This window comes from Mangrovibacterium marinum, assembly GCF_003046625.1.
GTDB classification, from domain to species: Bacteria; Bacteroidota; Bacteroidia; order Bacteroidales; family Prolixibacteraceae; genus Mangrovibacterium; species Mangrovibacterium marinum.
The window spans coordinates 88,108-101,575 of record NZ_QAAD01000005.1 but is presented as its reverse complement, the minus strand read 5'-3'; the positions used below and the strand labels follow the sequence as shown (position 1 = coordinate 101,575).

Annotated in this window: 10 protein-coding genes; 2 read left to right on the top strand and 8 right to left on the bottom strand. The window is 49.2% G+C overall.

Going from position 1 to position 13,468, the window contains the following annotated elements; genetic code table 11:
- Positions 1-488: 488 nt before the first annotated feature.
- Entirely contained in the window at positions 489-1,475 is a 987-nt protein-coding gene (lplA, locus tag C8N47_RS06155; protein ID WP_107821663.1) for a lipoate--protein ligase, read from the bottom strand.
- A 190-nt stretch (positions 1,476-1,665) separates the two neighbouring features.
- Here lplA and C8N47_RS06150 point away from each other — a divergent pair, with 190 nt between their 5' ends.
- On the top strand, positions 1,666-4,113 hold the full coding sequence (locus C8N47_RS06150) for a helix-turn-helix domain-containing protein (protein ID WP_146161443.1): 2,448 nt from the start codon (positions 1,666-1,668) through the stop codon (positions 4,111-4,113).
- A gap of 32 nt (positions 4,114-4,145) precedes the next feature.
- Positions 4,146-5,414, top strand: a complete 1,269-nt coding sequence (locus C8N47_RS06145) for a S41 family peptidase (RefSeq protein WP_107821661.1) — start codon at positions 4,146-4,148, stop codon at positions 5,412-5,414.
- Between the two features lie 25 nt (positions 5,415-5,439).
- Here the strand turns inward: C8N47_RS06145 and C8N47_RS06140 are convergent, their stop codons facing one another.
- From C8N47_RS06140 to hrpB, 7 genes are all read right to left on the bottom strand, one after another.
- Entirely contained in the window at positions 5,440-6,864 is a 1,425-nt protein-coding gene (locus C8N47_RS06140; RefSeq protein WP_146161442.1) for a TonB-dependent receptor, read from the bottom strand.
- 136 nt (positions 6,865-7,000) lie between these two features.
- Positions 7,001-7,948, bottom strand: coding sequence for an MlaD family protein (locus C8N47_RS06135; protein WP_107821659.1), 948 nt, complete (start codon positions 7,946-7,948; stop codon positions 7,001-7,003).
- A gap of 14 nt (positions 7,949-7,962) precedes the next feature.
- The gene (locus tag C8N47_RS06130) at positions 7,963-8,691 is read right to left on the bottom strand and encodes an ABC transporter ATP-binding protein (protein ID WP_211316062.1); all 729 of its coding nucleotides are present in this window, start codon (positions 8,689-8,691) and stop codon (positions 7,963-7,965) included.
- 12 nt (positions 8,692-8,703) lie between these two features.
- Positions 8,704-9,483 carry an MlaE family ABC transporter permease gene (locus C8N47_RS06125; RefSeq protein ID WP_107821657.1) on the bottom strand — a complete coding sequence of 260 codons (780 nt, stop codon included), beginning with the start codon at positions 9,481-9,483 and terminating at the stop codon, positions 8,704-8,706.
- A 215-nt stretch (positions 9,484-9,698) separates the two neighbouring features.
- Entirely contained in the window at positions 9,699-10,094 is a 396-nt protein-coding gene (locus C8N47_RS06120) for a YchJ family protein (protein WP_107821656.1), read from the bottom strand.
- Positions 10,087-10,800 carry a DUF2293 domain-containing protein gene (locus tag C8N47_RS06115; protein ID WP_107821655.1) on the bottom strand — a complete coding sequence of 238 codons (714 nt, stop codon included), beginning with the start codon at positions 10,798-10,800 and terminating at the stop codon, positions 10,087-10,089. The genes C8N47_RS06120 and C8N47_RS06115 overlap by 8 nt, the downstream gene beginning before the upstream one ends.
- Positions 10,797-13,283: an ATP-dependent helicase HrpB gene (gene hrpB / locus C8N47_RS06110; RefSeq protein ID WP_245915678.1), complete on the bottom strand. Its 2,487-nt coding sequence runs from the start codon at positions 13,281-13,283 to the stop codon at positions 10,797-10,799. The genes C8N47_RS06115 and hrpB overlap by 4 nt, the downstream gene beginning before the upstream one ends.
- Positions 13,284-13,468 lie beyond the last annotated feature (185 nt).

Genomic DNA, 13,468 nt, shown 5'->3' with positions numbered 1-13,468 from the left:
GAACAGTCCGTTACTCGTTAAATCCCGGATAAAATATCCGGGATTTAACGGATTGTTACGACTGTTTTTTTTCCCGAACTTGCCATCATAAACATTTGTTCCCACGTCTAACAAATCATAGAATAGCAGTATTATTATTTTCCCTTAAAAAGAAGGCCCCCCGCCTTCTTTTTTTCTGTGAAAGTCTTACCAGCCAGAGGCGCTAAGTCGCAATGTCAATAACTGGTTTTGATTAGAAGTGGAACGACAACCCAACAACTTTTGAAAACAACGACAACAGGATCTCCGAGAACCATTGGCTTGCATTCCTGTTGGTGATTCTTTTGAATCATGTAGGTTTCTTTTGATCGCAGCCCGGGGACGTTAAACCTCGCCACCGGCTAATTGGCACACTAAAATACGACCATAAAGGGCCGTCGCGACTAACCGGCATCAAGCCTTGTACTTTCAACTTTTCGCTTAACAAGCAGGCTGAAAGGCAATTGCTATTAGCAGAACAAGTCCACCAACTCGTCAGCCTCAACAGGCCCAAAATAATCGCGTAGCGGAATTTGCCCCAGCAGCTGGCGGATGCTTTCGGTTTCGTGTTTCACCCCGTACAGGCGTTCTTCCAGCTCCTCAATCGGTTTCGAGGCAAAGAAATCGCCGAAGATTTTGGCTTTTCGGATCGTACCTCGTTGTACATCCAGGTGTAATTCAATAAAACCGGCCGGCAGCTTAATAGCCTTGTTAAAATCGTAGGCCGGCGACACACCAAAGTTCCAGTCCCACTGGCTGTATTTTTCGGCCGCCAGCTGTTCAATACCTTTAATTTCGGCATCGGTCAGCAGGTGAATACGCACCTGGTCGCCACCTGTTTGCAGCATCTGGTCGATCAAATGCGCTTTAAACAGCTTCAGGTTGCTTCCTTCGGGCAGGTATTCAATCAGGTTGGTCACCCTTGCCCGGTTCGATTTAACCGCTTTATCGCGAAATTTCAATGGATTCACCTTCAGCACTTCACTCAAAACAGCCATCTGCGAGTTCACCAGGATGGTACCATGTTGCACCATCTTGCCTTTTCGCGACAACTTGGCATTGCCGCTGAACTTCTTCCCGTCAACCAGCAAATCGTTGCGTCCCTCCAGGCGGGCCGGTACATCTAGGCTGTTCAGCAAATCGACTACCGGACGGGTGAAGCGCGAGAAATCAGAGAAATCGTCCGTTCCAAGGCGAGTATGAAACGAAAAGTTCAGGTTTCCCAAATCATGATAGACAGCTCCGCCACCCGACAGCCGGCGAACCACCTTAATGCCGTTTTTAGTCACATAATCGAGATTGATCTCGGCCAGGGTGTTCTGAAAACGGCCAACAATAACCGATGGCGCATTGACATACAACAGGAAAATTTCCTCGTCCGGGTAACAGTCCAGTAAATATTCTTCGGATGCAATGTTGAAATAAGCATCCTGCGAGGGAGAATCGATAATGAGCATTATTGTAAATTTTAAGCAAAAATAGTTGAAAATTACGTTTTCGCACTGATGCCTAAACCGAACAGCTGGCAATTTGTTTAGCCGCACCGGTCAAACGCCGATACGATGCTGGGCAGTATGGGCGAATATTCGTAATTTTGTCTTTGGAGGCCAAATCAGCAAAACCCGCCCTCCGCAAAAAAGCAACAACATGATCAGCAATAAAGAATTGGAACTAGCCTGGAATTTCGTGAATTTCACCAACCGCAACATCTTCCTGACGGGAAAAGCCGGAACCGGAAAGACAACTTTTCTGAAGCGGCTGAAAACAATTGCTTACAAACGCGTTGTTGTGGTAGCACCTACCGGTGTAGCGGCCATCAACGCGGGCGGAGTCACCATTCACTCGTTTTTCCAGTTACCTTTCGGTCCTATTTTGCCCGAGCGCGAGGGTGCCAACGAAAGTAAGCAGCTGAACAGTCACAAATTCACGAAACGGAAAATCGATATGATTCGCTCGCTCGACCTGCTGATCATTGATGAAATTAGTATGGTTCGGGCCGACTTGCTGGACGGAATAGACCGCGTATTACGGAAATACCGGAACCGTTTTCAGCCTTTTGGCGGGGTGCAGCTGCTCATGATTGGCGACCTGCAGCAGTTGGCACCGGTGGTTAAAAATGAAGACTGGAACCTGCTGCGACCATACTACAACAGCCTGTTCTTCTTCGGCAGTCAAGCCTTTCAGCAAGCGAATGTTATCAGCATCGAACTAAAGCATATCTTTAGGCAATCGGACGATACCTTCATTCAAATTCTGAATGAAATTCGCGAGGACAAACTCACCCGCCAGTCGCTCGACATTCTGAACAAACGCTATCAGCCCAACTTCAACCCCAAAAAGGAAGATGGCTATATCCACCTGACAACACACAACGCTTCGGCCGACCAGATCAACCAACGCGAAATGGAGAAGCTAAGCACCACCGAGCATACATTTAAGGCGACTGTTGAAGGAATATTTCCGGAACATGCCTTTCCAACCGCCGAGAAACTGAAGCTGAAGATAGGTGCTCAGGTGATGTTTGTTAAGAACGACAGCTCTCCCGAGAAGCTCTTCTTTAACGGAAAGATCGGCACAATTGAGTCTTTCGATGAGGATACAATTTTAGTGCGCTGCCCCGGCGATTATTACCCCATTCCGGTGGAACGCATGCTGTGGAATAACCTGAAATATGAGCTGAACGAGCGCACCAAGGAGCTGGAAGAAAAAATTGAAGGCTCGTTCCTGCAATATCCCTTGCGCCTGGCCTGGTCCATCACCATCCATAAAAGTCAGGGACTCACCTTTGAGCGGGCCATCATTGATGCACAGGCCGCTTTTGCACACGGACAAACCTATGTGGCGCTGAGCCGTTGCAAAAGTATGGAGGGACTGGTGCTGAGCAGTCCGCTGTCGACCGATGCGGTGATTTGCGACCGCGAGGTCAATGGTTTTAACTCGCGAATGGCTGATCAACAACCCGAGCAAAAAGATCTGGAGCAGTCGCAAAAGAACTACCAACTGGCTTTGCTCGAAGAGCTTTTCAACCTGAAAACCTTCGAATATCAGCTGAGGCAAGCGGTAAAAATTCTGCACGAAAATGCAGGCGTCGTGCTGGGAACCATGCCCGAACAGCTTGGCAGCATTAGCCGGCAGTGCACGGAGGAAATGATTCCCTTGTCGGCGAAATTTATGCGCCAGGTTCACCAGCTGGCCGCTCAGGGCGACGATGTAGAGCACAACCAGGAACTTCAGGAACGCATTAAAAAAGCCAGTTCGTACTACTTCAATAAGCTGAAAGCCGAATGGCAAGAGGCACTTCAGGCGGCCAGTTTCGAGACCGACAACCATGCGGTGAAAAAGGACTTGCAGTCGCGGTTACAAAAGATGAATGAAATACTACACGTGAAGCTGGCCTGCTGGGATCTTTGCCAAAACGGGCTGGTGGTGGAAAAGTTTCTGCCCGTACGTGCGAAGGCCTTGCTCACAGCGCCGCAACAAAAGGCAGAACCTTCAAAACGGGAAAGCAATGTACCCAGCCAGCACCCGGCCTTGTTCCGCAAGTTGCAGCAATGGCGCAACGAGCTGGCAGCCGAGAGAGACATTCCAGCCTACATGATTCTCACCCAGAAGGCGCTGGTAGGTATCACCGACGATCTTCCGGGAAACAGTACCGCCCTGCTAAAGGTGAAAGGCATTGGAAAAAAAACGGTCAAGCAATACGGGTCGGCCATCCTTAAGTTGATCGCCGACTATGCCCGCGACAGCCAACTGAAAATTGAAGTGCAAACACAACTGGAACCGGAAACGACCAAGCCCAAGCAGCCCTCACACGAAATTAGCTATCAGCTTTTCAAAGAAGGCAAAAGCATTGGCATGATCGCTACGGAGCGAGATATGGCCGTGAGCACCATCGAGGGGCATCTGGCACGCCACATCGAAACCGGCGAGCTTGAGCTAAGCCAATTGGTGGATCCGGAGAAGATCAATAAAATTGAGAACTACCTGACGGAACATCCCGACAGCAGCTTAAATGATGTGCGAAGCGCAATGGATAATGCATTCAGTTTTGGTGAAATACGTATGGTGCAGGCCTGGCTAAAACAAGCACAATAAAACCAACTAACACAATAAACTACAAGCTGATCATGCTATCTACCTCCAGTTTTTTATCGTTGCTATTTTTATCAGTCTGCATTCCTTTTTTCAGCCTCGGGCAAGACCGTACCGAAGCCTGGCAAGCCGACTTGGAGCAGTACCAAAGGCAGTTGGAAACGCATCATATTAACCTTTACAATCGGATCGGTAAAAGTGATTTTAGTGCAGAATTGGCAACGATACAGCAAGCCGTTGCTCATACAACGGACTGGCAAATCAAGCTTGATCTGATGCGCTTAACCCGTAAGATTGGAGACGGACACACGGCTGTTTCGCTGCAAAACGAAAGGCTGCATTACTTTCCTCTTGGCCTGCGAAACATCAGCAACGGATGGCGAATTGTGAAAACAAGCGTCGAATACGAGGACTTACTGGGCAAAACGCTTGTTGCCATCAATGGGCATCCGATTGACGAAGTAGCCGCAAAGCTGGCGCCGCTGGTACAGTTTGTTGAAAACCCCTATTCCGTGTTATTCCGGATCGGCGATTATCTGCCCATCAGCGAGCTGCTGCATAATCTGCACATCATTGAAAACCCGACGAAGGCTACTTTTACCGTGTCGGACGATTCGGGGACGAAAACAACCCGGGAATTAGCTGCAATTAACCAGTCGGAATACACTACAGCAGCGTACTTTAAAGAACTAAAAATCCGGATTCCTGAATTAGGTCCTGTGATTGAGTGGGTAGACCAGAAAATTGCCTGGGCACAAGTTCGCGACACCAAAGCGCTGTACATCGACTTCAGCGGATATCCCGATTTTGAGGCGATGCAAAAAGTTGGTGAACAGTTCTACGCTCTAATTGACCAGAATCAGTTCCGGCAGCTAATCATTGACCTGAGGGGGAACACCGGCGGCGACTTATATGTGGGGCTTTTCCTGGCCTACGCGCTCAATCTGGCCGATCCTATCGACTGGGATCATGGTGTTTACCTGCTGACCGACCAATACACCTACTCGGCTGCGGCGAGCAATGCCGCGCTTTTTCGGCAATTGCTTAATGCAAAAGTCGTCGGAATGCCTACGGGTTCCAATCCGGCGGGATACCAGGACCTGGGCGAGTTTACCTTAGATCATTCGAACGTGCGCATCACCTACTCTAAACGCCACTTCCGGTTACAACAGCAAGAAAATGAAGCCTTGCTGCCGGATGTGATGATTCCGCACGAATGGCAAGCCTACAAAGCGGGCCGTGATGTGATGCTGGAGTGGATTCTGAAAGACATCCGAAGCCAAAGTAGCCTGGAAGTCAAGTAGAATCGCAAAAGGATTAGCCAGGCCATCAGATCATATCCTGTTGTTGCTTATTGTTGTCGTTATAATCAAATAGTTCCTGCTCTTTGATTTGCTCATATACGCTGGCTGGCAAAAAGTTGGCCAGCCGCTCATCGCCATTGCGAATCAGTTCCCGCAGATGCTCCGAGGTCTGCTTTATGAGGTCGACCGATTGAATTTTCAGGATTAAAATCTTCTTGGTTTCATTCAGGTATTGCCACAGCAACTTGTTTGAACCGCTAAAATGATCGTCGTCCGGATAAACGACCTCACCACTCTTGGTATCGATAAAGGGGAACAGATAGAGTTTCACATTTTCATGGAACAGCTTACCGACCGATTCGAGCAAGCCTCCCCGCAAATCGCTGTACAGCGAGCCATCCAGGATCATGTCGAATGTTGGCATCCCCATGATAATCCGCAGCTTAATCATCTTAAACTGCCCGAAATAATTCACCAGCTCGAAATAGCGCGAAAAGTTCGAAACCATCACACTTTGTCCAACCATATTCAGCAAGTCAACCCGCTGCAGAAAGTCAGTCTCATCCACCTTGCGGTCGTGCATCAGGTTATTCAGCGAGATCTCACAAAATGCAATGGTATTGTCCGGCCGGTAATCTTCGTCGCGCATAAACACCTGCAGGCTTTCCTCCAGAAACTCAATCACCAGTTTATTCACTGGTCGAAAGTAGCCGCGCATCAGCAACACATTCTTTTTATACAACATATCGCCCGGCTGTTGAACGTTCCCATCAGTATCAAACATAATAGCCGGCGTCATGTTGTTGGACACCAACATCAGGTTCAAAATACGGTTATCAACCCACTGCAAGTCCGGTCCTTCAACAAACACATAATCAACCTCAACGCGTTCAACCCCCAGATTATCGAGTAGTTTGAGAAGGATTTTCCGCGGGTCCTCCCAATCGAACAAAGCACCGTGGATCAGATTGATGCCCAATGTACCCAAGCTATATTGCTGCAGCAGCGTATCGTTTTCGTGCAGTTTTACATGAATAAATAGTTTATTGGGCTTATACCGATCGGTTCCTTCAATGGCTATTCCGAGCCAGCCATTCCCCTGGTTGGTTTTGGTATAGTTCAGTGTTTCAACCGTATTGGCGAAAGCAAAAAACTTCTGATCAATTTTATCGTCCAGTATCTTCAACAACTCCTGATACTCATAATCCACCATTTTTTTCACCCGATCCTCGGCCACATAACGCGATGGTTGCCCCTGGTTATAAAAATGGTCGCTAAAGCTCTTGTCGTAGGCTGAAATGGTTTTGGCAACCGTTTGGGAAGCTCCCCCTGCCTGAAAAAGATGACGGGCGGTTTCCTGTCCACCGCCAATTTCGGCAACAGAGCCGTAATAATTTGAATCGATATTGATGTGTACAGACTTCTCTTTTGTACTTAACGTTTTCGCCATAGGTTGAATGGTTTTTTGCGATTTTTTCACGCCCGAAAGGGTGAATTTCATCCTACTTAACAGGTATCACATCATTTTGTTGTTTTCGAAAGCAAATAAATTGACCGCTATTTCCCGGTGCCCCTAAGTTGGTTTGTCAAGGGTATTGCTTTTTCTTTTTGCGGCCGGGGAAAACATTCAGGATCCAGCTCTCGCGAATGGCCTGTGCTGCTTTTTCAATCTCGTCGATGCCATCATTCAGATTGACGATGGTTGAATCAATTTGAAGAATGACAGTGCTATCGGTGGCCAAAGCCTGAACAATACCATTGCCGGTATTTAGCTTATCGGCAAACAACTGAAGCATTAAGAACAGATTGGCGGCTTCCCGGGCTACCGAGTCAAAGTTATCGAGCAGCTCCACGGCATTGGTTGTAATCAGGCTGTCGTTCAACAAGCGTCCCAGGTCGCCATTACCGTTGGCAGCCTTGCGGATAAGCTCGTCGGCACTTTTCGCGACCACAATCAGCTGCTCGCTCACGGCTTTAATTTGCGGGGTAACCGGATTCTGATTCAGCAAAATGGCCAGATCGCCATCCCCGGTATTAATTTTCTCGGTAATTTCGGTCAGGTTTTCCGACACAATGCGGGTATTTTCAATCACCTTTTTAGCATCCTGCAATAAATCATCAATCGTGAGGGCCCGCATGGAAACCAGCACATCGTTTTCCTCAATCTGCCCCGATTCCGGAGTACCCGGATGAATCAACAACAGTTTGCTTCCCATGATCCCCTCCTGGCCAATCTCCACCTTCGAATCCTTGCGAATAAACTCCCGCACTTTCTTATCAATCGACATGGTCACCAACACCGTGGTATCAGTTACGATCCGCACTCCCGAAACCGTTCCGACATTGACCCCCGCATAGCGTATTTTGTTGCCCTCAATCAATCCTGCAGCGTCGTGCAGGTAGCTTGTGACCGTAATTTTGTCGGTAAACAGGTTTTGCTTAACCCCCAGGTAGTAAATGGCCATCACAAAAATCAGCAATCCACTGCTGACCAGTAATCCCAATTTGGTTGTTTTATGTTTTGCGTTCATCATGAGCGAGTTTTTTATTAGTGAAAATAGCCCCGGATCTCGGGATCGGTACTTTGGTACAGATCAGCCCAGCTCCCCTGGGTATAGAAACGACCATTGGCAATAATTTTCAGATGGTTAGCTGTCATTTTTACGCATTTCATATCGTGCGTAATGATCAGCGACGAAGTGTTGTATTTCTCCTGAACATTCAAAATTAACTCACTAATTTCTCCGGCAGTAACCGGATCAAGCCCCGTAGTCGGTTCATCGTAAACAATAATCTCGGGCTTAAAAATCAGGGTTCGAGCTACCGCAACCCTCTTCTTCATGCCGCCCGACAGCTCCGCAGGCATTTTATGAATGGCTTCGAGCAAGCCCACATTGCGCAACGATTCCTCAACCAGCGCATCTAAATCGGCCTGGCTCATCTCCTCCTTGGTGCGCCGTACCTGAAACTCCAGATTCTCCTGAACCGTCATGGAATCATAGAGCGCCCCTCCCTGGAAGATATAACCGATGCGTTTGCGCACCTCGTCCAGCTCCATAGCGTCCAGCTCAAGCATATTTTGGCCCAGTACCCGAATTTCACCTTCATCCGGATCAATCAGGCGGACAATACACTTGGCCAGCACGGATTTACCCACTCCTGACTTGCCCAAAATAGCCATATTCATTCCTTTTTCGAGCTTCAGGCTAATATCATCGAGCACCCGTGTGGTGCGAAATGTTTTTACCAAATGTCTGACTTCAATAACCGGTTCCATTGCCATATCGGATTAAATACCATAAATCAGATTTGAAAGCTGCACGGCAATCAAATCTATCAGAAAAATTGCCAGCGACGAACTAACGACGGCCGCATTGGCCGACATGCCCACCGCTTCGGTTCCCTGCCCCGTGGTGTAGCCCTTGTATGAGCCAATAAGACCAATGAAAAAACCAAAGAAAAAGGTTTTGATTGTTGCCGGAATAATATCGTAAAACCGAAGCGAATCGAAGGCTTGCGAGAAGAACAACACAACAGACATGGGCTCGTACATGTTGATGGACAAATAAGAACCGAGCATACCAATTGCATCGGCGATAAACGCCAGGATGGGCACCAGGCAAGTGGTTGCAATTACCCGGGTGGCTACCACAAAGTTCAGGGGTTTAGTGCCGGAAACTTCCATGGCATCCAACTGCTCGGTAACTTTCATGGCCCCCAGCTCGGCACCAATGCCCGAGCTAATCTTACCGGCACAAAGCAGCGCTGTAATCACCGGCCCGATCTCGCGAATAAAGGAGACGGAAACCATCCCCGGCAAAAGGGCCCCTGCGCCAAAATCCATCAGCACCGGGCGCGACTGCAAGGTAAGTACCATACCCATTATGAAGGCAGTAATGGCCACTAAAGGAAGCGTTTTGACACCGATAAAATAACCTTGCTTGACCAACTCGCGATACTCGAACGGTGCCCGGAAAAACTGCTGCCCTACATTGCGGGCAAACAGAACCAAACCGCCAATTTCGGAAAAGAAATTATTCAGGGACTCATTGGTTCTGAGGATTTTCATATTCTTGCCGTTTAGTGTTTCTGTTTAGCCTAAACATATTTACGGCAAAAAATCGCTCAGCGTTCCATTATAATACAAACACAGATGAAGGACAAATAGCTTTTTATCAAACAAAACACTCATTAGCAAGCCCTAAGGCCACATAATAAGTTACAAATTAATAAATTTTATGTACGCGCACTGAATAAAAGACAGTGTGCCCACAAACAGCCCGCTCATCGGTGATTTCCGGAGTGGTACACCCACTTCCCTTGTTCCCGCTTAAAGAGCGAATTTTCGTGAATTTCCTGCATTTTTCCCGCTTCCAGGTACAAGGCCCGAAACTCGACATAACCAGCGCTGTCGGGGGCTTCGCCGCCTTGTGTGCCTGAAATTACCAAGCCCATCCATTGTACCGACTTTGCCCAGGCTTCGATGCTTTTGCGCTCTTTTACCGGGCGGGTTTGGCTGTGATGACTGCGCATCAGATAGGCACCATCGGCCATCGTAAAAGCGGTGTAGCGCGAACGCATCAGCTCCAGAGCCGTCTCGGCGTCGCGTTTGCCTGAAATGATTGAGATACAGCATTCGTTTTTTGCTCGCTGAGAGCCGCAAGGACATAAATTATTCATTGGATTGCTGGTTTTGCAGATTATTAGCTTGTTCGATGGCGCATCGCAAAGGACAATTGTCAGGCACCGGCTGACCTGTTCGGTAGCCATGCAATAACCGCACCGACTGCTGCGCCAATTCCCTGCGAACAGCCCGTCGTTCGCCTTTTACACGAGCAATTCTCATTTTTTCGTACGCCGTAGTTTGATGGCGCATCCAGGCAATAACAGCTTTGGCTGCCCGCTCTTCCAGCGGAATCATTTGCGTGCGCGCAACGGTTCCGCTACCAACCGGCACAGCATGTTCGGTAATTGCCATGGCCATGCGTTCTGCCAAATCATCATAGCGATCATGAAAGTTCAGGTACCGGATAACGGCGTTTAAAAAATCGTCTTCGTACTGTTCCTGCTTTTGTTCGCGACGCTTTAGGTCGGCCGCCCGTTTGCGCTGGTAACCGTCGGTTTTGCGGACAGCTGCAACAGTTTGCTGTGCCTGCACAATGGTCTCCGCGGGCGCCCAAACGCCTTTCGAGATTGTTTTGCGCCCCTTTTTATATTGCACACGCCAGTATTTACCCTGTGCCGTTACTTTACGGGTTATTCCTGAATCGCCTGCCGGCAAAAAGCTCCAGCCGGAAGGCGGTGTTACCGGCATACCATATTCGTTTAGCAGCTGCCCTTTTTTACCGGGGCTTACGATTTGTATGAGCTCGTCTTTTCGAATCATTTTTCTTTTCTTTTTACACCACGCACGGCCTGTTCGGTCCAGGGATCATCAGGCCAGGCATGTTTGGGATAGCGGCGCTTCAGTTCCTTCTTCACTTCAAAATACGTATTGTCCCAAAAGCTGCGAAGATCCGATGTCACCTGCACGGGCTTGAATCCGGGCGACAGCAGATGCATCAACACCCCGAGCTTTCCGCCGTTCAATTTTGGGGTATCGGCGAGGCCAAACACCTCCTGCAAGCGCACGGCCAACACTGGCGGTGCTCCGTTGGGCTGATACTGCAATTTAATGGCCGATCCGCTTGGCACTTTAATGCGTGCCGGAGCCAGTTCGTTTAAGGCGCTTTGCAATTCGGGGCTTAAACTATATTGAAGGACATTCAACAGATCAATCTTCTTCAGATCGTCGGCCTTGCGTATATTTTGCAGGTATGGCGCCAACCACTCCCCGTTTGTATGCAGTAATTCCTGTGTTGAAACATCGGGCCAGCCTTGCCCGGGATTCCATTTGCGCAGGCTTAGCACCCGGTTTTGCCACTGGGTAACTTCGTCGTTGAAATTCAGCAGATGTTCGCCGTCCTTTTTGATAGCATCGGAAATAGCCTGTTGCAGCAATTCCGGATCCGGATCGGGCAAGGGTTTCGATTGTAGTACAATGCTGCCTATGCGCAGCTCGGCAACCGCATTGATTGTTCCCCTTTTGCTGTCCCAGTTAATCACTTCCCGGTTCTTCACCAAGGGGGCCAGATCGGTAGGATTTAGGGGCGATGCCAGGAAAATTGTCCCCATCCCCTCGCGGGCATTCAAGTGCGCAACAGCCAGCCACGATTCGTAGGCCAAATCATCTTTATGCCCGGCCATGGCGATGCTGCCGTTGGCCAGCTGAAATTGTGCGTTATTTCCCACCCGGGCACAGGCAATGCGCTCTGGATAAGCATAGACTAGCAGCAAGCCCGTTTCGTAAGGATCAACCGGATCGTTGCTAACTTTACAGCCGATGATTTGCCGGTACGATTCAGCAACCTTGTCAATCCGCTTCATCTTTTTCGACAGACGATTGTCGCTCCGTTGTTTGCGCAGCGCTTCAATCCGAAGATTGATATCAATTCCGGCATCGCGCCCCAGCGGATCGCGTTCTTCCAGCAGGGCAGCCAAATCGGTGGCCAGAGCGAGGTTACCTTCCTTTTTAGCCATCACCAGCATGTGCGCTATACGCGGATGACAGGGCAGGCGATGTAACTCTTTTCCAAGGGCCGTTATTTTACCATTTTCGAGGGCATCGAGGCTGTGTAAAAGCTCCGAAGCTTGCGCGATGGCTCCTCGGGGCGGCGGGCTCAACCACGAGAGCTGATTAGGGTCGCTAATTCCCCACTGTGCCAGGTCGAGCAGCAGATCAGCCAAATCGGCCTCCATAATTTCGGGCGTACGGTGCTCAGCCAGCTGCTCGTGCGATGCTTTCGACCACATCCGATAACAGACGCCCGGTCCGAGCCGGCCGGCTCGTCCGGCACGCTGATCGGCCGAATCTTTCGAGATACTGACCGTCTCCAGACGAGACAATCCAGAACGCGGATCGAAGCGTGAGGTGCGCGAATAACCACAGTCGACAACCACCTTCACGCCTTCGATGGTCAAGCTGGTCTCAGCGATTGACGTCGCCAGTATTACTTTGCGAACACCCCGTGAACTGGGGAATATAGCCGCCAATTGTTTGTTTTTCGGAAGCATTCCGTACAGGGGATGAATCTCTACAGGAAGCTTTGCCTCCTTGAGTAAAGTTTCACATTTCCGGATTTCCGCTTCGCCCGGAAGGAAGGTCAGAATATCGCCCTCCTGATTGCGGACAGCTTTCAATATTGTTTGAGCCGCCAGCTCGGGCAGCATGCGCAGGTCGCTTTCACCGGTGTAAATCAGCTCGACCGGAAACTGCCGTCCCTGACTTTGTACAACCGATGCCTGCAGAAGTTCCGACAACTGCGGCAAATTCAGCGTAGCCGACATCACCACAATGCGCAAATCGGGACGCAGGATTTGCTGTGCTTCCCGACAAAGAGCCAGTGCCACATCTGCAAAAATGCTGCGCTCGTGAAATTCATCGAAAATGACGGCGCCAACACCTTCCAGCGAGTTATCGCTGTGGAGCATGCGCGTCAGAATTCCTTCGGTGACCACTTCAATACGCGTGTTTTTCCCAACGCGGTTCTCAAAACGAATGCGGTAGCCCACGGTCTGCCCCACTTCTTCACCCAGCAGCGAGGCCATACGTTCGGCAATACTGCGGGCTGCCAGCCGCCGGGGCTCCAGCATAATGATTTTCTGCCCGTCCAAGGCCTTCAATTGCAACAAATCGAGCGGTACCAGGGTACTCTTTCCCGCCCCCGGGGGAGCATTAACAATCAAGGTGTTTTCGGTGTACAGCTTCTCGCGAATCTCGTCGAGGATCGCCACAACAGGCAGATCGATATCTTTGGTGTTAAACGTCAAAATAAATTGAATTTGATTGAGTGTCTGCATCCAGTGCGAAAGCAGACTGCAAAAATAGAAAAACTGTTTTTCAACGAAAGACCTAATATCCGGAGTTTTTCTCATCTTTAAAGCACATCAGAAAATTGCCAAACGCTTAAACCAATTCAACTTTTAAAGTGTTGAAACAAACGAATTATAAAAAA